At 65.3% G+C, this 21,325-nt stretch carries 19 protein-coding genes; 3 read left to right on the top strand and 16 right to left on the bottom strand.

The annotated features are described in order from the left end of the window. The first annotated feature begins 395 nt into the window (after positions 1–395). A complete protein-coding gene (gene lexA, locus ACSNOA_RS08780; protein ID WP_436657450.1) occupies positions 396–1,040 on the top strand; it encodes a transcriptional repressor LexA in 645 nt (214 codons plus the stop codon). 275 nt (positions 1,041–1,315) lie between these two features. On the opposite strand, the gene ACSNOA_RS08775 is transcribed toward lexA, so the two are convergent. From ACSNOA_RS08775 to ACSNOA_RS08765, 3 genes are all read right to left on the bottom strand, one after another. Next, on the bottom strand, positions 1,316–1,732 hold the full coding sequence (locus ACSNOA_RS08775; protein ID WP_436657449.1) for a hypothetical protein: 417 nt from the start codon (positions 1,730–1,732) through the stop codon (positions 1,316–1,318). A gap of 120 nt (positions 1,733–1,852) precedes the next feature. Then, positions 1,853–2,899, bottom strand: a complete 1,047-nt coding sequence (locus tag ACSNOA_RS08770; RefSeq protein WP_436657448.1) for a hypothetical protein — start codon at positions 2,897–2,899, stop codon at positions 1,853–1,855. Between the two features lie 117 nt (positions 2,900–3,016). After that, a complete protein-coding gene (locus ACSNOA_RS08765; RefSeq protein WP_436657447.1) occupies positions 3,017–3,265 on the bottom strand; it encodes a helix-turn-helix domain-containing protein in 249 nt (82 codons plus the stop codon). A gap of 186 nt (positions 3,266–3,451) precedes the next feature. Between ACSNOA_RS08765 and ACSNOA_RS08760 the strand changes: the two genes are divergently transcribed. Together ACSNOA_RS08760 and ACSNOA_RS08755 are read left to right on the top strand one after the other, a co-directional pair. After that, on the top strand, positions 3,452–4,114 hold the full coding sequence (locus tag ACSNOA_RS08760) for a hypothetical protein (protein ID WP_436657445.1): 663 nt from the start codon (positions 3,452–3,454) through the stop codon (positions 4,112–4,114). Between the two features lie 41 nt (positions 4,115–4,155). Further along, positions 4,156–4,377: a hypothetical protein gene (locus tag ACSNOA_RS08755; protein ID WP_436657444.1), complete on the top strand. Its 222-nt coding sequence runs from the start codon at positions 4,156–4,158 to the stop codon at positions 4,375–4,377. A 1,443-nt stretch (positions 4,378–5,820) separates the two neighbouring features. Here ACSNOA_RS08755 and ACSNOA_RS08750 read toward each other — a convergent pair. From ACSNOA_RS08750 to ACSNOA_RS08690, 13 genes are all read right to left on the bottom strand, one after another. Next, the gene (locus ACSNOA_RS08750; RefSeq protein ID WP_436657443.1) at positions 5,821–7,137 is read right to left on the bottom strand and encodes a hypothetical protein; all 1,317 of its coding nucleotides are present in this window, start codon (positions 7,135–7,137) and stop codon (positions 5,821–5,823) included. Continuing rightward, on the bottom strand, positions 7,134–7,439 hold the full coding sequence (locus tag ACSNOA_RS08745) for a hypothetical protein (protein ID WP_436657442.1): 306 nt from the start codon (positions 7,437–7,439) through the stop codon (positions 7,134–7,136). The genes ACSNOA_RS08750 and ACSNOA_RS08745 overlap by 4 nt, the downstream gene beginning before the upstream one ends. 9 nt (positions 7,440–7,448) lie before the next feature. After that, positions 7,449–8,018, bottom strand: a complete 570-nt coding sequence (locus ACSNOA_RS08740) for a hypothetical protein (RefSeq protein WP_436657441.1) — start codon at positions 8,016–8,018, stop codon at positions 7,449–7,451. Between the two features lie 687 nt (positions 8,019–8,705). Continuing rightward, the gene (locus tag ACSNOA_RS08735) at positions 8,706–9,728 is read right to left on the bottom strand and encodes an ImmA/IrrE family metallo-endopeptidase (protein WP_436657439.1); all 1,023 of its coding nucleotides are present in this window, start codon (positions 9,726–9,728) and stop codon (positions 8,706–8,708) included. Between the two features lie 30 nt (positions 9,729–9,758). Continuing rightward, positions 9,759–10,691 (bottom strand): hypothetical protein, encoded by a 933-nt coding sequence (locus ACSNOA_RS08730; protein ID WP_436657438.1) that lies wholly within the window; start codon positions 10,689–10,691, stop codon positions 9,759–9,761. A gap of 30 nt (positions 10,692–10,721) precedes the next feature. Then, entirely contained in the window at positions 10,722–11,756 is a 1,035-nt protein-coding gene (locus ACSNOA_RS08725) for a hypothetical protein (protein ID WP_436657437.1), read from the bottom strand. Between the two features lie 282 nt (positions 11,757–12,038). Beyond that, a complete protein-coding gene (locus ACSNOA_RS08720) occupies positions 12,039–12,395 on the bottom strand; it encodes a hypothetical protein (RefSeq protein ID WP_436657436.1) in 357 nt (118 codons plus the stop codon). Positions 12,396–12,806: 411 nt separating this feature from the next. Beyond that, the gene (gene fxsT, locus ACSNOA_RS08715; RefSeq protein WP_436657435.1) at positions 12,807–15,842 is read right to left on the bottom strand and encodes an FxSxx-COOH system tetratricopeptide repeat protein; all 3,036 of its coding nucleotides are present in this window, start codon (positions 15,840–15,842) and stop codon (positions 12,807–12,809) included. Positions 15,843–15,855: 13 nt separating this feature from the next. Next, positions 15,856–16,218, bottom strand: a complete 363-nt coding sequence (locus ACSNOA_RS08710) for a hypothetical protein (protein WP_436657434.1) — start codon at positions 16,216–16,218, stop codon at positions 15,856–15,858. A gap of 784 nt (positions 16,219–17,002) precedes the next feature. Continuing rightward, positions 17,003–17,452 carry a hypothetical protein gene (locus tag ACSNOA_RS08705; RefSeq protein ID WP_436657433.1) on the bottom strand — a complete coding sequence of 150 codons (450 nt, stop codon included), beginning with the start codon at positions 17,450–17,452 and terminating at the stop codon, positions 17,003–17,005. A 188-nt stretch (positions 17,453–17,640) separates the two neighbouring features. Beyond that, entirely contained in the window at positions 17,641–19,557 is a 1,917-nt protein-coding gene (locus tag ACSNOA_RS08700) for a hypothetical protein (RefSeq protein ID WP_436657432.1), read from the bottom strand. Beyond that, positions 19,554–19,997: a hypothetical protein gene (locus ACSNOA_RS08695; RefSeq protein WP_436657431.1), complete on the bottom strand. Its 444-nt coding sequence runs from the start codon at positions 19,995–19,997 to the stop codon at positions 19,554–19,556. Before ACSNOA_RS08695 ends, ACSNOA_RS08700 begins: the two co-directional genes overlap by 4 nt. A gap of 56 nt (positions 19,998–20,053) precedes the next feature. Continuing rightward, positions 20,054–21,313 (bottom strand): hypothetical protein, encoded by a 1,260-nt coding sequence (locus ACSNOA_RS08690; protein WP_436657430.1) that lies wholly within the window; start codon positions 21,311–21,313, stop codon positions 20,054–20,056. Positions 21,314–21,325: the final 12 nt, after the last annotated feature.

The raw sequence follows: 21,325 nt of genomic DNA, 5'->3' as shown, positions 1-21,325 counted from the left end.
AGCCGGCGCGGATAGCGGCCATGCACTCGTCGCGCTGGGGGTAGCGCAGCGTGGACAACATCCCCGGCGCGCAGAACGGGCCACGCACCCGGCACCGAGCCAGGCTGACGTCTCAACCATGAGGTTCAGCTCAGCAACGGAAACGGCCCGGGCTCATCGGCCACCGGTGGAGGGGCCACCTCGTTCACGACGGCAACTACGAGCCGTCGACGCCTGCCGTCCACAGCGCCGCTCTGCTTCTATGCCCGGACCTGTTGGTCCGGCTGCTAGACACCGTGAGTGAGACCCGACCCGCACCGCCATTTTCGCCAGCCACCAGGTTGACGGCGAGGGCATCGACGACTGCAGCCAGCGCGTTAGTACACGTGTCCTAAAATCCGTTGTATCGTCCATGGATGACAACCTCCGATGGCGCCGAGCCGCCCCAAATCAGCGCCAAGCAGCAGCGCATCCTGACTGTGATAGGGGATTGGATCCAGCAGCACGGCTACCCGCCCACGGTGCGTGAGATCGGCGCGGCGGTCGGGCTTGGCTCTCCCTCGTCCGTGGCGTACCACTTGACCATGCTGGAACGGCGTGGCCTCCTGCGTCGTGATGCCTACGCGTCCAGGGCGGTCGACATCCGCAGGGCGCAGGTTGGTACGGCATTGAACAAAGCAGACGAGCCAGGCATCAAAGTTCCTGTGCTCGGCACTATCGCTGCCGGTGCCCCGATCCTCGCCGAGGAACATGTGGAGGACGAGCTGACGCTGCCTCGCGCCCTGGTAGGGCACGGCACGTTGTTCGCTCTGATTGTTAAGGGCGATTCCATGATCGAGGCGGCGATCTGCGACGGAGACGTCGTCGTCGTGCGCCAGCAGGTGGTCGCCGAGAACGGCGACATCGTCGCCGCGATGATCGAGGGCGAGGCGACGGTCAAGGTCTACCGGACCCGCGACGGTCGTGTCGAGCTGGTACCGCGAAATCCGCTCTACGAGGTGATCTCCGCTGAACACGCGGTCATCCTGGGCAAGGTCGTCTGTGTGCTTCGGCGCGTCTAGGCCAGGCCGGCGTCTGCTTTCGGGCATCGGTGCCGTCCTCGCTCTGCTGCGATGCCAACTGGCGATCTGCGGGTGGAGAACATCCAGGCGACCCGACCAAACTGTGTGGCCGGCGCGGCACGGGACCGGGCGACGGCCAGGCGACGCCCGCGCGTGGCCAGCCACGATGAATGAAGGAGGGCAAGCGAACTCCGAGATGACGGTCGTCTGGACGCTCCGCCGATACGAGAAGAGCCCCACCACCTCCGGGATGTGGTGGGGCTTTGTCCTCATCGCTATGAGGGCGGATGCGCGTCGAACCACGACGCGGGCCGATCGGTGTCGACCGGCGTGTAGTGCGCCCACAGCCGCCAGGCGGTGTCGACGAAGTCCCGGGCGAACAGGGCACCGAAGTGCCCATACTCGTCGCCTAGGGCGGCCAGCTCGCGGGCGATCAGGGCCCACAGCTCAGGCTTGTCGCCACCGAAGAACATGATCACGTACGTGCAGAAGTACGTGACGTCCCAACCCTGGTCGTTCAGCACCGGGTGCTGGACGAAGTTCGCCGCAGTGGACATCTTCTCGTAGACGTAGCCGACCGAGGTGCCATTGATCTCGGCAACCTGCTCCCAGAAGTACCCGTTGCCCGGCCCAGGCAACATCGAGAACAGGTGACATAGGCGTTGGTGGTCGGCGTCGGGTGCGGGTGGCATGCCCGCCAGGATAGGGCCCCTGTGCGACGTCGGGAGGCCGCCGTGCTCGGCACGGCGTTGACCCGGCCTAGCTCGCCTACTCGGCCCTGAACGCCCGAGCTTGCGCCTCACTAGTCCTGGTCAGTCGCGGATTCCGTACTCGGATTCGGCGAAGTGCTCGGGGTCGAAATCCTCGCCCAGGTCCTTCAGGCTGATCGCGTGCCTAGCGGCCGGGAGTTTGGCTTGGACCAGCTCCTCGGGGCCGTGAAGGGTCAGCCGACACACGTTGCAGGCAAATGCTTGCGGGGTGAGGTCTACCGTCCAGCCGCCGAGAACAGGGTAGGAGTCGTACTCGCCGTTGCCCACTGACTCGACGTCGAAGTCCACGTCGTGATCCACATCGACGCGTCCGAACAGCCGGCCCTTCAACTTGCACGCCGGGCACTTGGCGTCGACACCCCACAATCCGCTGCCGAAATCGTCCGGGTCCAGCGCGTCGGTCGCCGACTCCACAAGCCGGGCGACAGTCTGCCCGAACAGCTCGTCATCGAGGCTCTCCGAGAGTCCCGTGAGACGAGCGCGCGCCTTCGCCAACTTCGCCGTGACCCGGTCCCCCACCTCAGTGCGCTTCGCGTCGAGCAGCCTGACGACAATCGGATAGTGGTCGCCGTAGAAGCCCCAGGCCCGGTCGCCGAAGCCCAGGTGCTCAAGCAGGACGCCGCATACGGCCAAGCAGTCCTGGAGAATGTGCCTGGATTGCGCTGGCAATCCGGCGTGCATCGCCCCATTGCGGACCTCCACCATCCGCGTTCGCTGATTCGTGTCGATCGGCAAGTTGCCGACCAGCCGGTCAAGACGACGGAGGAGGACCGCGAGGCCGACAGTTTTGAGCTTCGGGTACGCCAGGTCGGGCTGGGTCGCGAGACTGAACAGGGATGCTTCGGCGTCTTCCTTCAAGGGGACGACGAGGACGGGGTTCGCCCGCCACAACACCGCCTTCCCCAGGTGTTCGACGGCGAGCGGAGCGAGGGCCGCCACCTTCCTGTAGTCGTCCACCGCCCACGCGCTGAGCGCGTCGGCCATCCACCTCGCCGCCGAGTCGACGAGGCTCGCCCCGGCGCGATCCCGGGCAGAGATGTCGTCAACGGCTGTCCGGTCCCGCTCGGCTGCGGCTTGGTCTTGGGCCATGGCTACAGCGTCGCATCAGACTTCCAACGCCGAAAGCCTGCCGCGCTGATCATGGACGGGACGCTGGCAAAGCCAATCCCCGCAGGTTGAGCTGGACGACCAGCTGCGGCTGTAGATCTAGTTAGTGCGACTGTCTGTGCAGGCCGTTTGGGCTAGGTCGCCCAACGGCACGCCGACGGCATGCGCGATGCCGTGCAGGACGCCGATCGTGCAGTTGATACGGCCCTGCTCGACCTCAACCAGCATCCGCCGTGAGATGCCGCTGCGCTCGGCGAGGCCGTCGAGGGCGAGATTGGCCGCTTGTCTGGCCTTCGCCACCGCATGCCCGAGCGCCGCAAGGTCCACGGGCGGCGGCGGCTCGATCACAAGAATTCAGGCAAGTCGCCGTTAGAACTCTTGTCAGTGCAGGATAATGCCCTAAATTGTGAGCATGAGGCCGTCGCCCATCGCCTCGCTGCAGCTCCTTTCGGCGACCAAACCCGGATCGCAGGGTCGGGGCGGTCGCGAACGAGTTGGGCCCGCTGGCGCCCGTGCCTGCAGGACGGCGATGCGATGATCGATCGTGAGCGGGCTTACCGAGCCTTCGACGACCGCCATCCGTCGGCGCCGTGGGTCAGCGCGCACACCGTCGCTGGCAAGGTGGCGAGCCTCCGTCGTGCGGTTTGGCGGGCACTAGTCGACGGCGCCGACGAGGCCATGCACGTAGCGCTGTCACCAACCCAGCTGGCAGCGGCGATCGCAGCCGCGTCTGGACGACGTCCGGCGAACAGGGCCAACGTCCAGGCCTCCTTGAGATGGTTGCAGAAGGCTGGATTGTTGAAGATCGTCGACCACGGCGACGGCCAGCGTTGCAACACGTACCAACTCTGCATCCCAGAGCCAAGGGGGTCGACCTGGCCGCAGCGACCCGTGCAAGATCATCGGCTTCGGGCCTTCGACCTCCGTGCCAAAGCATGGAGCCCGGAAAGACGCCGCACCTGGCGGGCTGTGTGGCAGGCGATCCTCGCGGCGGCCGACTCAGAGGGCCAATTCGTCGGCGACGTAGCAGAGCTTGCTGACGCGGCGAGCGACAGGCTCGGCATCGACATCGCCGACGAGACAGTTGCAAAGATCCTGCGATGGGGTGTCGCCACCCAGCTAACTGATCAAGCTCGTGGCGGACGCATTCCCCTGTATCGAATTAGGACGCAACCTGCAGTGAGTTCCGGCTGTTGAGTTTCGTCTCCAACAAGCAGATGGACAGGAGGGGGACGTCGATGAGGCGTGACGAGGTTGCGCAGCAGGCAGACGAGCCCATCGACTGGAGTGCCGCCCAGGTGGACACCACGGATCGGCGGATACGGCTGGGCTACACGCTGAGCTTCGACTCCGACGACAAGCTGCACGAGTGGCTGGTGGCCGAAGCGGGCCGGCGGGGAATGAACCCGATCGAGCTGATGCGAGACCTCCTGGGCGAGGCGTACCGGCGCGCCGCCTGACGGCATGCCGTCCAGCGCGGTGACTGCCTATAGTCCACCGAAGCAGCCGCCCGGTCAGGTCGAGGCGCTCGTAAGGCCCACCCACCTGGCTCGTGTCAGTTCCCAGGCGAAGTGGCCGCTTCTCAGTTGTCCTGGCCCTGGGTCTGGTTCAGCTTCCCAATGGACGGTCTGGGTAGCGTGGGCGATCGCCCGGCGAAGCGCGGACAGCGACACGAGCCGGTCATTTTCTAGTTCGGTCAGGCCGAGCTCGACCCACTCGCGGATGAGGGTGGATGCCTTGACGCCGGTCGTCGCGGTGAACGAGCAGTTGTGGGCGCTGGTCGAGCCTCGCTGTTACCACTCGTGGTGCTGGGATCCGATGGCCAGTCAGGGCTGACCTGGATGCACGAAGGGCCCGCTTTAGCGGGCCCTAAGGCGGGTGCGGGAGCCCCGAGGGGCGTCCTGCGACCCTCAGGCTATCAGGTTCTTTGTGCGTGACGCACAAAGAACCGCGGGTCGCGCGGTGTCCTCGGTCAACGGTGGGTCCTTGTGACGGACAGCGGTAGTTGTCACCACGCTCGCCGGGGCTCACCTGGGGCTGATCGGCAACTGTGCCCGGCTGCAAGGGCCCATTGCGCGACGGACCGAGATCAGCATGCTAGATCAGAAGCTGCGGTGTGCGGCAAGACGCGGGAGGGTGAGGCGTGCCATCGGTAGGGCCCGTGGAGCCCTTGCAGGCTCCGGTAAACCGATTCGCAAGGGCACCGGCCTCCCGCACCGGGCGCCACGTGGTGGCAGCCGGCTGACCTTGATTGGGCGTCCGCGAAGCAGGACGCGGAGGCATGGATGCAGGTTCGACATCTGCTCACGCACGGACTCGCGAGCGGTTGGTGGGCAGAGCACTGGCCGGGGCCGCTAAAAGCCAACGCACGGCCGGCAAGCTCCGTATTACGCGAGACCCCGACAGGTCGGCACACGCTAGTGATCCATGGGGCCAAAACTTGCGCGAGGATTTACGTCGAAACGAGTCGCCACCTTGCCGCGCTGACCGCTCAACACTTTGGGCGGACCATTGACGTCGATATCCTTCCGGACTTCCCGTTATATAAGAAGCAGGCGTACAAACCGACCCCACCGCCGACCCCTTCAGGGGTCGGGGAAATAGTCGAAGAGGTCACCAGAGAAGGCGAGGATGCCCCTCCGCCCGAGGACACTGCCGCCGCCCCGTAAGCAAGACATTCAGAAGCCTCAACCGCGATGACTTGCCCCACGTCAACCCGTGGCCGCTCCCCGGGCGGGGCGGTGGGGAAGCTCGCGTGCCGCCCTGCGGCCAAAGCCAGTCGCTGTGCACGTAGCTGTCCACACGGCAACGACACCCACCACCCGATTGTCGTGGTTCCGACGTGATCACCCGGCTCACAGCCGCCGGGACCGGCGGCGATCAACGAGACCTAAAAGCTCGGATCATGCCGCCGGTCGGTCTGGTCGAGGAGCCCAGTTGCTGCGGTCTGACCAGGCGTTGGCCCCCACCTCGGCTTGAGGGAACGGCGTCGTGTCGTGGCCGCGGGTGCCGAGATCGGGGCGTTCCTTGCGTTCCTGCTCATCGATCTTGATGAGATCTGACATGGCCTCGACGTGCAGTCGCTCTGCGTCGAGCAGGCAGGAGATGAACGTGTGCACCGTGTCTAGCAGTGCCTTCTCGGGGTTGCTGCACGATGAGAACAGGCCGTTGACGGCTTCGATGTAGCTCTTGAGGGCGCCGATGAGCGTGCCGATGTGTTGGTAGCCCAGGCTGGCGTAGGCGTTGCGCAGGCCCTCGAGCATGCTGGCGGCCTTCTTGCCCTCTTCAGCAAGCCAACGCGTCTGGGCTTCAAGTTGGGTCAGGTAGGCCGATGCCCGCTCGGAGTACTGGCTGAAGGCCTGGGATGCGCTGCCTTCCCAGTAGAGCTTGAGGTTCTTCAGTTCGCCGTCCATCTCGGCGCGGAGTTCGGCGTAGGTATTGGCGGCGGAGTGGACCAAGTCGGCACGGTTGCGGATGATCTTGGGCGAGGAGCGCCAGGCGTGGACCATGAGGTCGGTCAGGGGAAGGCGTTCGCCGGTGCCGAGCTCGATCAAAATTGCTTCGAGCTGGAGCAGGGTGTCTCGGTACTCGTGGATGAACGTGTCGAGTTGATCGCCTTCGCCATTCTCGTAATAGGTGGTGCGGCCACCGGTAAAGCCGAGGTTGTTACCGTCTGTGCTGCCGATGGTGATCGGTTCATCGACCTCGCGGGTTCGTGGCAGCTGCTCGTTGCGGGTGGCACCCAAGCGGTCGTTCCCGTCGGGGATCACCACCACAGGCCGGTCGTCCGCGAGCCTCCGGTCCTGCGGCTGAGAAAGGACCCCGGCTCCACCGGGACGGACCCGGACGCTGCTGCCGTAGCCATCACCAAGCGGCAGATAAGGCAGCAGGTCTCGATTCATCACGTCGAAGTTGGTGGCGACGTCCAGTTCGGTGCCCTCGTAGTCTGCGGCGATCTGCATGAGCCCGTCGGCCATGCGTTCCATCTCGTTACCGGCGGTCTTCGCCTCGGACAGCCGGCTACCGAGCGCGGTCGCCCAGTCTCGGTTGAGCTTCTCGGAGATGCCTTCGAGAGTCCCCCATGCTGCGGCCGGGATGGATCCGACGTCGCCGAGATAGCGGCGAACGGCGCTGTAGGTCACAGCGTCCTCGTAGCGCTCCACGCCGAAAGCCACCAAGGCTCGGGACTCGACCCGAAGGGCGGACGTGTCCGTGGTCATGCCTCTTGCCCCTCCCCGTGCGGTAACTCGGTCGGCGTGAACGGCTTAGCTCCGATAGGCGAGCCGAAGTAGTTGATGCGGAGTTGGCGGTACTGCCGCCGGTGATCAACAATGGCGGCGAGGAGTGCTGTCCGGATCTCGGAGGCCACCTGGTCCGGGCTGCATCGGCGCAGCATGCCGGGGCGAATGTCGACGTCGAGGTCCCCGTCGTGGTTCCGGGTGACCTTCACCCAGCGGTTGGCGGAGACGCCTTCAGCTTTAATTCGGGCGACATCCTCGAAATAACGCTCGAGCTTGCCCATGGCTCGCTCCTAGTCGGTGGCCTTGAGGGTCATCGCGTGGTCGATGATGCGTTGAGCGCTCGTGTTCGCGTAGGTGACGACCTGCTCCAGGGACAGGCTGGAGCTGCTGAACTCGGCGAGAGTGTGTGCGTATCGCTCGTCGGAGGCCACGAAGACGCCGGCGAAAGCCTTGTCGTTGATCTTTTGTGAGCAGGAGCGTGCCACCTTGTACTTGGTGCCGCTCGGGCTGGGGACAGCCTCGCCGTAACAGGGTCCGTCCGTCGCCTTCTTGCGCAGAGCCGCCTCGTCGTCACCTGCGCTGACGTCCAGGACGACCTTCCCCCAGTACGTCTGGTCTGCCGAGCGGAACCCAAACTCGCACCGAACCACAGACCTGCTCACCTCACGCTTCGGCTCGGTACGGGTGAGGGTCCAGGACCCCTCCACGGCCTTTGGTAGAGCTTTAGCCAGGTCACCGCAGGTGGGGACGGCCTGGTCCTCGCCTAGCGGTCCCCACTGCCAAACCCCGAGCAGGCCGAGACACAGTCCAGCAATCCCAGCCAGAACCCCGATCGATTTCCTGCTCATCCGGATGCTCACCACCCAGATCGCCGCTCGATCACGGAAGACTCGATTTCCGGCGTCGGCTGTTGCAGGGAGGCCAATGCCAGTCTGGCTGCTGCCCGCACTTGCCGCGCTAGTGACACCTCAGTGTGACGATGCAAACCCTGAACCTGGACCGCTACATCACCACCGGCCGAGGCGGCAATGCGACCGATCGGTCGGGCGAATAAACGTCCACTTCGGGGTTAGCCTTAGCCATGCCGAAATCGGACGCCATCGGCGGCTTGGGGATCATTGGACGAAGGCCTCCCTGGCCGTCTTGCCGGCTGCCGTCACGGGGCCGCTCATGCACCCCATGGGCGTGCTCTTCCGTTGCAACGCCGTCATGGCGGCGACCCTATCAACAGGTGTCACGGTCTCGCCGCCCTCAGTAATCGTTACGGTCCAGTCCCGGAAACCACACGACACCCATGGCGGTAGCTTGCACCGGCGGCTCGCTCCCTGGACGTCTCCGGGCCGGAGCGGGCGGCGTCAACGTCGACTACTGGTTATCCACACCGTGTGGACAGCTTCTCCACATCTATGGGCACTTCGCCGAGATGGGCGGGACTCAAGTTCGACCCCCGGCGCGTCATAACGTCATGACGGCTGTTCCTCACCGCCGATTGCGACGCGCGCGGCCGCCGGCTCGCTGACGACAGCAGTTCGTCCCCGTAAGACTGGTCAGGAGCAGTTGATGCAGCGTTCCTCGGCGCCGATGAACACGTGGGCCGGCAGGGAGAGGAAACACCCGGCGCATCGGCGCTCCTTGACGCGTGGGGCGCACGCGCATCGCTCGCAGGCTGGGCAGGTGGGCTCACGGCAGCGTTCACACCGTGTCATGAAGGACGGGAACTCGTGGCCGCATTCGGCATAGCCACAGGTCCACCAGGTGCCGGTCGGGCCGACCTCGCGCGACGAGAGTGAGAAGCTCTCCCAGGCGGCGCCGTCTACGACGGCGACGGCCACGAGGAACCCGTCCATCGGCACGACCTGCGCATGGAGTTGATCGCCGAGAATTCCGTCGCGGTACCGCAGGCGGGTCCGGCCGGTGGCACGGCCGGATGGACGGGCCAGTGCGTCTCGGATGATGGCTGTGGACGACTGATCGCTGCCCCGACGGAGTGGGGGCAACCCGTGACTCGCGGAAAAGGACACCGTGCCTGCTGCTTCGAGCAGGATGACGTGGCCGGGGCTGGTCAAACGCTGGCTCGCCCGCACGCATACCGCGGCCCTCGACGCCGATGCTGCGGCCCACAGGTCAAACACGTTCTGACCGGAGGGGCCCTGCGGCCCGATGTGAGCATCGACGAGACGCTCAGGGAGTAGGACTTGCGCTGCGAACGCGTCACAGGCCGCGTCTTCCAGCGCCAATCCCCCGTCCGGCTGCTCGACGAGCAACTCCATCAGACTGGGCTGGGTACGCTGGAGGTGGTGCCCCAGTTCGTGCAGGCCAGTGAAGGCCCGGCGTCCCCGGCTGGCCGATCGAGCGATTGCCAGTACCGCTGTTCCCGCCCCCGCCAGGTACGCGCCCGCCACGCTACACCGCGGCGCATCAGGGTCCTGTGTAACCTCGGGGTCGGTGTCGAGCCGGACGACGATGTCGTCCCAGCTTGACAGCTCCGCCAGGGCGTCACGCCGCAGGCGGTCGGCTGCGCCGGGTCGCAGGCGGTCCAACTCAGCCGACATCGCGCGGGCCTGGATCACCGCGAGGTCCCGCGATACTTGAATCACCCGCTACTCCAGCAAAATGGAGAAGTATCTGTTGATGCGCTCGGCCCATGCGGGCTGCGTCGCGTTGCCTGTCTGCCGGGCAGCCAACTCGTACACCCCGAACGCGGCGACTTGCCAGACCTCACGCTCGTCGCGGCCCCACCTCTTTGCAAGGCGAGAGACATCTTGTCGACAGCTCGGCTGGCTTAATTCGCTAATTAAATCTGGCGGCAATGTCGGGTTGGCGTTCAAAATGTCCACTACGCCCATTTGGAGTACGGCCGCGAGTGCCTGAGCCTCCGTCTCAGTCGCCGCTGCCTGGCCCCGGCGGATGGCCAGGGCACGCTGAGGGGCGACGTCAAGTCGCTCCACCAACTCGCTCATAGTGATCCCGGCTGCGGTGATCAGTTGAGTTAATTGTCCTGTGCCCGCAGGCGCCCACGTCGCTTCCGTCAGGGTCGTCATCGCATCTACGAGCCCGCTGCGGAACTCAACCAGTGGATCGATTGCGCTGGTCACGGGCCTTCCGCAGGCTGCTCCGCGGGCGGTCGCCTGCTTCACCCAGTTCATGGTGAGGTCGAACCTTGCCTCGCCGACCTGACGGTCTAGGACGCAAACAGGCACTGTCCGTGATATCCCAGCCCAGACAGCGACCGGGCTATTGAGCGATGTGAGAGCCGGTGGCAGCACGATGGTCTGGTCGTCGGCATACTCGTCCTCCAGTGAGGCAGGAGCTACTCCCACCTCACCGGCATCGACCTGCAGCAGCAGCACCAGCTCGGTGACGTCTCCCCACCGCGCACGCCAAAACTGGCCCACACGAGGCGTGCCAGCTTTTTCCTTGAACAGCTGAAGCACCCTGTCCGGTACGCGTTCCTGTGACAACGCTTCCAACAATCGAGTCCGTGCGCCACTCGCACTTGCCGACACGACAGACACCTCCTTCACCCGGCCCATGTGCTTCTAGCCTCAACATATTCGGACGACCTAACCATCGGGCAGCGCGGCGCGGCATCGCTCTGCCAGCCGAAGCAGCAACTCGTCGCACTCTGCGTCGTCGGCGGTAGCTGCACGCAGCCTCGCCGCCAGGGCCTCCCCCACCGTCGTCGCTCTCGCTACACCAACGCCCAAGAGGTTGGCCCATCGGTTCCGTTCAGCGAGATGTGGGAGTAGGACTCGATCCGCGGCAGACAGCGTGGCCCACAGCCGCTCAACTTGATCGTTTTGATCTATTTCGACGTCGTCCGCGCCATAGCTCGACTCCACACCCTCGAGCCAGGTGTTGTCCGCCTCAAGCGAGGTGAAGACCGGAGGCCGGAGCAGTTCGAACCGCTGTTCCACGACCCAAGCAAGATCCTCGGTCGAGACCGCCCCTGCAGCCTCCGCCAAGGCGGCCTGAACCACCGCAAGAATCGCGACTTTCGCCTCGCGGGGTGTAGGCCCCGATTCCGGCAACCGTGCGAGCGAGACCCCACGGACGGCCATCGCAGCCCGCGCGAGAGCGTCACGGTCGCCCTGCCACGGAAGATCGACGCCGCCCGCTGCGAACCAGCGCAGCCGGGTCTGGCTTCGAGCGAATCGCTCGTCACCGTCCAGCAGTGTTTCCAGCCTGCGTCGGAGCTTGCCCCGTTCGGTGCTCTTTGCCTGATCGATGAGGAAGCTCCGGATCGCCGCCAGCAGCAGCCGCTCCAATGAGGGCCCGTCGGTTGCTTTCAGATAGCAGGTCAGGACGAACTTATGACCCGCGCCCGGTCTGCTGAACATATCCGCAAGCAGATCCTCGACCGCCTCATCACTCCAGGTGGAGTAGGCGTCGGGCGGAGGGAAGCTGTGCGACCGCACGAACTGCCGACCAAGCCTCACCAGCAAGTCAACAGTGGCAGCGCCCGCTTGGCCAGATGACCTCAGCTCAGCGAAGGCGAGGGCACCCAGTGCCCCGTCCTCACCGAGGCCCTCGTCCAGCGCTGCCCGCTGCCCGACGACGCCCACTTCCACCCGCACATCGCCCCGCTGCCCCGCCATCCATACCTCACTCAAGCCAGCCGTTCCCCTAACGGCAAACGATCAGACGGCGGGGAAGGTTACGGCCCTGCCCGTGCAGTTCGAGCAAGACGCGAGGGCGGTTAGGTCAATCACGACCGCGCCAGGGAGCGGGCGGCATGAGCGGACTACCTGCCATCCACGTCCCACCTCGCACTCATCGCGGCACCGTCGTCTCTCATGCCTCTGCCTCCTCCGCTGGCCGAGAATCGACGGTGGGTCGGCGTACGGGTCAACGTGCCAGGAAGCCTGTCGCTGGCTCCGTCAGCCCAATCGATCGAGGAGAAGTTGCACTTCCTCGGCGTACGGCAGCAGGACAGTTGGCCGCTCCAGCCCGTTCGCGTCCTGCCCGAAGAAGACCGGGACTACGAAGTGCTGAGACTGGCGACCAAGCGCCTGCACCAACGGCAGCATCAGCTCACCATCACGGCCGGGCCATAGGCAGCCGACGTGCCCGACCCAAGCGACCAGCCCAACCAAGTCGTCGATCCGATAAATTGGGTCAGGGGGTGCTGGATATAACACGGCGGTGTACCACGGATCGCCATCCGGATCGAGCCCGTGCGGCTGGGTGGAGCAGAGGCGATGAACCCGCCCTTCGTTATTGTGCGAGCCGTACACCCACCGCAACCGTGAGTTCCACCCACCGATGGTCAGGAACCCGTCAAGACTCGTAGTGGTGGCTACGGCTCGCTTTGCACGCTTCCAAGAGATCCTCGGCGGCTCAACCCTCTCGAAGGGTTCCCACTCTGGGGGCACGATCGAGTAGTCCACTCGCCCCTCCTACGCCGCTGACGCAGCTTCGCGGATACAAGCATAGATCCTCGGCGGGTGCGCGGATCTGTCGCCGATCGCGCATCACAAGCGGTGACCGTTACGCATATGCTTCAGCTCCGCGACACGCGGGTAGCGACGCTGGTCTGGGTCCCTTATGGATAGCTGCAACAGGCCGTTTGGCCATACGTGATGAGCCCGCGCGGCCCGACGGCTTCAATGGATCCCGCAACTCGAGATCGCAGGGGGCCTAATCGGTCAACGAGCCCGCCGCCGCCAGTAGGCCAGGTTGGTGCGGATTGCTAGCGTATGGGGGTGGTTGGGGCCGAGCACCCGCACCAGGTCAGGGAGCAGCTGCTCGTAGGCGGAGACAGCCCCAGCTGGATCCCCGTCCTCCGCACGCCAGCCGGCGAGGTTGCCGCGGATGGTCAGGGTGTCGGGGTGGTCGGGGCCGAACACCCGCACCAAGTCAGGGAGCAACTGCTCGTAGGCGGATACAGCGCCGGCCGAATCCCCAGCCTGCGCTCGCCAGTGAGCTAGGTTGTTGCGGGCGGTCAGGGTGGCGGGGTGATCAGGGCCGAACACCCGCGCCAGGTCAGGGAGCAACTGCTCGTAGATGTCCCCGGCGCCGGCCGGATCCCCAGTCCGACCGAGGCAGCCAGCAAGGTTGTTGCGGGCGGTCAGGGTGTCGGGGTGGTCGGGGCCGAACACCCGAACCAAGTCAGGGAGCAACTCTTCGTAGGCCGATACAGCGCCGGCCGAATCCCCGGTCCGGGCCAGGCAGCCGGCAAGGTTGGCGCGAGCGGTCAGGGTTCGGGGGTGGTCGGAGCCGAGCACGCGCACCAAGTCAGGGAGTAACTGACCGTAGACGCTCCCGGCGCCGGCCGGGTCCCCGGCCTCATCCCGCCAGCGTGCGAAGTCATTGCGAGCGGTCAGAGTGTAGGGGTGGTCGGAGCTGAGCACCCGCACCAGGTCAGGGAGCAACTGCTCGTAGGCGGAGACAGCCCCAGCCGAATCCCCAGCCTGCGCTCGCCAGTGAGCTAGGTTGTTGCGAGTGATCAGGGTGTCGGGGTGGTCGGAGCTGAATACCCGCAGCCGGTCGGCGAGGAGCTGCTCGTAGGCGACCACAGCGTCTGCAGGATCCCCGGTCTCCCCGAGCCAGTGGGCGAGGTTGCCGCGGGCGTTCAGGGTATCGGTGTGGTCAGCGCCGAGCACCCGCACCAGGTCTGGGAGCACCTGCTCGTAGCCTGCTACGGCGCCGGCCGGATCCCCCGCCTTGCCTCGCATGTGCGCAAGATTGCTGCGGGCGGCCAGGGTGTAGGGGTAGTCGGGGCCGAGCACCCGCACCAACTCGGGAAGCACCTGCTCGAAGGCAGCCACGGCACCGGCCGGATCCCCCGCTTCACCTCGCCAGCGGGCAAGGCTGCCGCGAGTGTTCAGGGTGTCGGGGTGGTCGGGGCCGAGCACTTGCAGCCGGTCGGCAAGCAGCTGCTCGTAGGCGTCCACGGCACCGGCCGGATCGCCCGCCTCACCCTGGACGGCCGCAACGTTATTGCGTGCTGTCAGTGTGTCGGGATGGTCGGGGCCGAACACCCGCACCAAGTCGGGAAGCAACGTCTCGTAGGCGGCCGCAGCACCGGCTAGATCCCCCGCCTCGCTCCGCGAGCGGGCGAGGTTGCTGCGGGCGATCAGGGTGTCGGGGTGGTCGGCGCCGAGCACCCGCGCCAACTCGGGAACCAGCTGCTCGAGGGCCGCTACTGCGCCACCTGGTGCCTGCCAGCGGGCGATGCTGCTGCGGGCGATCAGCGTGTCGCGGTGATCGGGGCCGAGGCGATGATGGGCGGTGGCGTACAGCCGGGTGAAATAGTCGAGCGCGCCCTTAACCTGCCCCGTCCGGCCGAGACTGTTTCCGGCCTGGAATAACACAGGATGAACGCCGCCGAGAATGTTCCGAAGGGGGTCCTCTGCGTGAATTTGAAGCGATGCGGTATTGGAGCGCAGCAGCTGGGCCAACTGCTGGTCAGGCTCAATCTGCGTCCAGATGGCGTACAGCCCGTCCGCGGCGGTGTTGACCAAGCCTTCCCTCTGGTCAGGAGATAGGGCCTCGCGGACGGCTCGTTGAACTAATGCGTGCACGCGCACGGTGCACGCGGAGCTGTCCAAGGTGACAAGGCTAAGCCGGTGCAGGTTAGCCAGGGCGTCGCGCGCGTCGTACGAGTCCACCGGCCGCTCCTGCCGCGCTCTCGCTTCGGCATCGATGTCGGACTGCCGCCGCTCGGCGAAGAAGTCGAGCACCACGTCGCTGGTGAACAGTTCGGTTGGGATGCCGTTAGGATCCAGCAACGCTGCCAGCTGCAGCAGCGGCCGTGCCAGACCAGGGGGATGAAGCTGATCCGCCAACTCAGTCGAGAGCGACCAGGTTGCATCCACGGTCTGCTGGTGCTCATCAGGCAGCGCGCCGGGTTCGGGAACGAGTTCGGAGAGACTACGACGGCGGTCGGACAGACGGATGCGGTAGTCGGCGCAAGAAAGACGGCGGTCGAGGAGATAGGCGGCGGCCTGGGCCAAGGCAAGGGGTAGATAGCCGAGGTCGGCGGCGAGATCGTCGGCTTCGCGGAGAAGCTGGCGGTCACCGCCCAGTTTATGGTCCAGGTAGTCGCGGGCCTCGTCCGCCGTGAACAGGCCGACTTCGATGACGTGCCGGCCTCCGGTCAGGGCGGTGTCGCGGCGGCGGGTCGTTACCACGGTGCGTCCAACGGCGCTGGCGGGTGGCCAGAGTCCCCGCAGGTCAGCGGGGTCGGTGAGGTCGTCCAGGACGATCAGCCATCGTCGGTCGGTCTCGGCGAGCCAGCCGAGGAATCGGACAGCAGCGTGATCAGGGTTGGAGTCTTCGATGCCGGTGACGTCCCTGGCCGCATGGGCGTAGACGCTGAGAATGCTGGAGCGCGAGGTGGCGGTCGCCCAGACGAGCAAGTCGACTGTCTGCTCTTCCCAAGCTGTGTGGGCGAGGGCGGCGGCGAGCTGAGTCTTGCCTACCCCGCCCAGGCCGGTGAGGACCTGACAGACAACAACGGTTTGCCCGCCGGTGGTCGCTGTGCCCAATTTGTCGTCCGCGGACCGCAGCTGTCTGCAGTCCGCCAGCGGGGGGAGGACACCGACCCGGTGTGGCCACGTGGCGGACGTGCCGGCGTAGAAGTGGTTGTGCTGTATGCCGTAATCCCCGACGAGAACGCCCTTGGCCCGTGAGGCGTCAACCCACCGCGGATCCGTCGGATCTTTGCTCTCAGCGCCCATGCGCGTGCCCTCGTCAGAAGTTGTTTGTCTGGGTGTTGCTGTCGCCGACCTGTACACCGTTGGCCTGTGAGGCGTTCACCTGGTACTTCCCCCCGGTCTTGGTGTTTGCCAAGGCAAGCAGCCGACGGGCTGCGGCTAGAATCTCCTCCTCCTCAGCAGCGCCCGAACTGGTCAGCTCCTGGCCAATCCGGGCGTCCCAAACCTCCGGCTCAGTCTCGTTCGCCTCCAACGCCTGTCGCGCTTCCCCGCGCATCCACGGCCGCAGCAGTCGCTTCAACCCGGCGTAGGCGTCCTTTACCGCCAGCGACGCAGTATCCGTCAATCCAGCTGTCGCGCCCGCGCCCAACGCCGCCACGATCAACTCCACGTTCGACACCGGGCCTCGATCCCTTCGCCAACCATTCAAGGCTCCAGTGTGAGGCATCCCCTGCGAGACAGCGAGGCTGTTGTAGCTCTCTAGCTCTTGCGCCGTGACCCAAGCTCGGCACTCCTACCCGACGAACGGTGGATGTCCACTAGACAGAGGCCCCAGACAATGACTTCTATGGGAGACAGCGAACCTGGGGGCGAACCACGATCGTCGTCGGTCGCCCCCGAAGATTTCCTCATCTGGGTCCTGGTCTCGGTAGATCGCTCGATCCGTGCTGGCGACTTCGTCGGCGCACTTGCACTGCTTAAGCAGGGCACGCGTGCAGCAGGGCGTTCTTCAGATCCACAGGTCCGGAAGCAAATGCGCGATCTGATCGAGGTGCAACGCCGCCGCGCGCAGGTCAAGCAAGGGGCTGCCAAGCGGCAGAGACGAAAGCGGGAATCGAAGGCAGTCAAGTCCAAAGAGCAGGCCGAGTCCTTACGTTTGGCGCGGTGCGCCGGTTGCGGCGTAAGTGGGCAAACTACTACCTTGACCAAGAAATCCGGTGTCCCTCGCTGCCCTACGTGCCACGCGAACTGGGCAACCGTGAAGTGTGCGCGTTGCGGAAAGATGTTCCGCCGGAGACGTGCAGAGCCCACTGCACGGAGGTGCGACCTGTGCCGTGATGGTGATGTCTCCACGTCCGTGCGGGCATCCTCAGCAGGTTTGCCAACTCTGGGCAGGCGACGATGAGGTGGGCGGCGGGCGCAGGCAGACCAGCCATCAGCTGCCTCTCAAAAGACGCCTGTTACTAGCCGCCTGAGTTGGGATTCACGCGCCGCATGCCGGTGTCGGATGATGCCACTTTCGCCTGAAGGGGAATTCGGGCCACCTTGCTCGCGGCCTCCAGTTGCCGACGGAGCTGGTCGTTTTCGATGGAAAGCCGTTGGATGTTCGCGATGGCGAGGTTGAGTTGTTCGGTGAGCTGCTGGATCGCTCGGCGCAGCTCGGCGGTTTGCGCTTGTAGTTGGTCTCGTTGGCGAGGCTCCGAATGATGCGGTGCCGACGCGAGGGCAGCGCGTCGTGCAGCCGCGACGTCTCGGGCAATGTCAGGGTAGTAGCGCCAGAAGGTGGTGTTGCTCAAGCCAAGGCGTCGGGCCAGAGCGACAACGCTCGGCGGCGGGCCGGCAGTCTCAGCCGCAAGCTCGGCGAGGGCTTGATGGACCTGGGGCGTTGTGGGTCTATCGATCTTCCTGGTCATGCCGATTCCTGGGCCCTGGCGAGGAACTCGTTGATGTGGTCACGGCGGGCTTGCAGCTGTGCATGCAGGAATGGCGGTAGCGGTGGCCGTTGGGCGAGTTGCTGGTCGAGGTGGGCGCGTTCAGTTTCCCAACTTGTTCGGTTGTCGTTAGTAAGGGCAACGTTGCGGCAGGCTAGGGGTTGACATCCCTATAGGTCCGGCTGCGTGTAGCCAGAGAGCGTTTGTCTTTGGCGACACAGGGCCTTGCTGTGGTTGTAGATGCAGGTCGCGTACCGGCCCGGGTATATGGCCGGGTCCTCTCTTTCCATGAGCCGCCGTAGCCGGCGCTCGTCGTTGATCGTAATGCCGAGAAACCGCGCTTGATCGCCGAACTGCTGTAGCCGGCGGGCGGCCTCCTCAGCGGCGGGGCCGACTAGTTCTTCGTGCTGATGATGGTCGATCATGGCCAAGAGATGCTCACCGCGGGCGAGGGCCAGCTCGGATTCGACCTCGGCGCGAAAGCCTGAGTCGGAGGTGCCGGCGTACCCCTCGAACATCTGGATGCTCAGGTGCCGGTAGGCAATGGCGCCGGCGACGGTTCCGCCGGGTCTCCGGGCGATGAACCAGGCCAGAGTGCGCCGGAACTGACGGGTTGTCAGCAGCCAGGTCCGACCGTCGACTGCCGGGATGCCGTCGCCGCGGCCGTGGGTGGCGCAATAGTCATTGATCCATTTCATAAGCCGGTTGAGCTGCCGGTTGGTAGCGGCGAGGGTCAGGGTGGCGTTGCCAGAACGGCCGGCCGAGCCGATGCCCGGTCCGACGTGGAGTGCCCTAAACAGCCAGTCGATTTCTGGTGGCTGCACCTGTTCTAGAACTTGGATGGCACGGGCGGCAGGTGCGCCGACCACCCACGTGGCCGGCACACCGTTCGGGTCGGTCTCGCCCTTGAACGCCAGGCTGTTGACTTTCCATCGGTAGGGAACGCCCTGGTCATCGCGTTGGACTGTGAGGCAGCCGCGTCGTAGGTGCTTTACCTCGCTGTCGCGCATGCCGGACAGGAACGCGATGACGACATAGCATGCGGCTTGGAGCATCCGAGATAGGGCCGACACACCGTTGTCGCGACTGGGCTCGACCGAGATGCCATCGATCCAAGGTTGTTCGTCAAGGTGGCCGCTAATCGGGATATTGATTCGGGCGTAGGGGGTAATGCCGACGACCGCGGCGGCCTGATCGATTTGGTCCTGGTGGCGGCGCAAGGGCATGGTGGCGCAGCGCAGTTCCAGGGAGATTGCACGGATGTTGGGCTTGCCCTTGTAGCCTGGCAGGGGCTGTTGGCGAGCAATGTGGGCGTCGAGGTACCGACGGAGGTCATCGGCCAGACCGGTGTTGCGCCCCACCCCCACCCGGCTGGCCGCTCCTCTGGGACCTCTCAGGGGCCGCCATGCGTCCACCGCAGCGAGGATGTCCGGGGCAAAATCGTCAATGAACCGCAGCGACCACACCAGCAGAGGCGCGTGGACATGCTCGGGAATCCTGTCGGTTGCGTTCTCTGCGGCCCTTCGCCGCGGGGTCTCGCCCCACCCCGGCAGCAGTAAAGGGTCGAATGGCAATGCGTGCTCGCCGAGAATTTGCCTCAGTCGCCAGAGGTATCGGACCGCCGAGCGGTGGGAAAGACGATACTGGTGTCCAGAGAATGTGGACAGCAGGTGTCGCTGGAAATCCTCCAGGTCGGCGTCTGTAGTTTCAGCGATCCTCGGTGGGGAGGCGCGTGGCGGGTGTACCGGTCGGCGCTCCAGCCAGGTCAGAAAGCTGCGAATCTTGTAAAAGATGCCCACGATACTGGTGATCGACGGACGTGGCTCACCAGGGGGTAGGTCGCCAGACAGCAGGGTGTAGCAGACAATTTTGGCGACACGGCGGTAGCGGGCGGGCACCATCTCGAAGTGCAGCACCAGTCCGCGTTCCTGTCGTTGCAGCGTCACCGGCGCCAAGGGCCAGGCATCATCGCTGAACCGCGCCGTGTCCTGAAGAGACGTGCCTTCACGCAAAGGTCGGTTGTGGAAGACGAATACCTCGTCGAACGGATGCACAGGGTTGCTGGCGGTGGTGAGCGGCGTGGTCACGGGTGCTCCCAGATGGGTTCGACAAGGTCTAGCAGCACGTCGGCGGGCTTAGCAGCCTTTGCTTGCTCGATCTGAGCTGGGGTGAATTTGGCAAGGACATCGAAGCGTATGGCTGCCCAAGTCGGGCCGTAGCGGGTCCACCAGTCGTCCTCGGAGAGCTTCAGTCGACGGGCGGACAACGCGTCGAGCAGGGCGAGCAGCCGCGGCAAATGATCCTGAGTTATTAGGCAGTTGCCGCAGTGAAAGCAGTCAAGGAACGATGCCCGGCATGCCTGGCCGGTGGTTGGGTGGTGCTCATGGTTGGTGCAGGCGGACCAAGCCGTGTCGAGGCTTCCGTCGACGGTCTTCTCTGCGGTGGTGGAATCCAAACCGGTACCCGCGAGCTCGTCGGCGGTGGCATCGCTTGAGACGACGCGGAGCTTGCCGCCAGCTCGGTTCAAAGCTCGTTCGTGGGCCGCCCAAGCGGCTTGTTCGACATCGCCGAACGCGTCGGTGACTACACCTTGAGCCCAATCGATAGTGGTGGGGTCGGGCGCAGATAGTTACTGAACAAGACTGGGAGCGTATTGCTCCGTGCCACTGAGGGGAGGTGCCCTCCGGTCTGTTTGGCACGCCGGACCTCGATGCTGGTCTTGAGCCGGTTGAAATCCAGTTTCAGTGGCTGGAGGTCATCTTCAGATCCATCATCATTTGCTGGAAGCAGGGACCTGGGAAGGGGCGGGTCTGCCGTGAGGCGGTGGAGGGCAATCCATCGGGGTGCGTAAATATTTCGGTTCAGCAGGCTCCCGAACGGGTTGTGATGTTCGTGGGTGTCGCGGGCGCAGGGTCGGTGCATGTTGCGCCATACCGCCCAGAAGCTTGGAGTTGAATCGAGAAGGTCACGGCTGCGTGCCATCAAACGGTGTAGCAGTAGGTAGAGGCCGCCAGGAGTGTGCAGCTCCCGCCCCTGCGGGCCGATCTCCCAGGTGACGACCTGGCGCCACCGGTGAGGGCCACGGCGGCGTTTAGTGACGAAGAGTTCGACAGCGCGGTTTTCTAGGATGCGATGCTCGGCTGGCAGCTCCTTGACCGACTCGAGGTTCCAGCCGGTGGTGGCCACGAGCAGCACCAGCATCGGCACCAGATCTGCGCGTGTGACAAACAGTTGCTGGGCCAGTCGATGGCGCGGCTCTGCTTGTTGGACGAGATGTCCCGGCGGTAGCGGGACGAGCCCCGACGCGGCGATCGCGGCAAGAGCTGCGGCGCGGTCGCGGTCGTGGTCGGCCAGCGTGTCCGGTTCCCGCTTGTAGCGTTCGAGCAGTGTCTCGGTCGTCTCTAGGCGGTCGCGGAGGCGGGCGACGTCGGCCCGTGCGGCCGCAACGATCCGTTGCAGCTCGTTGTCGGAGTAGCCGGGCTTCGGGTTTGGTTTGCTCTTCACCATCCTGCGCCGCAGGTAGTCCAACGCCGGCGTTGGTACGCAGTCGCGTAGGGACGGCGCTCGGAACAACACGCCAAGCTCCCGGATCTCGCGCCAGGCGTAGCCATTGCCTATGGTTGCCTGCCGATGGCGGCGAAACGCGTCTAGATGCGCTTCGGTCAACTCGGATGGGTCAGTGGGCGGGCGCGGCGCGCTGTCCAGAAAGCGCACAAGTCGAACGAGGTTGCCCCATCCTCCAATCGCCGATGCAAGGGTACGCAGTCCACCTGCAGGGCCAATGCGTGATTGCCAGGCCGCCGCCAACGCCGTGTGCCAGCCGGGCAGCGGCAGCTCTCCCACCTTGAAACTGTG

It is taken from the genome of Micromonospora sp. URMC 103 (assembly GCF_051386435.1).
Taxonomy (GTDB): domain Bacteria; phylum Actinomycetota; class Actinomycetes; order Mycobacteriales; family Micromonosporaceae; genus Micromonospora.
Note: the sequence above shows the minus strand (reverse complement) of the source record. Positions and strands in the feature narration are given on the sequence as shown.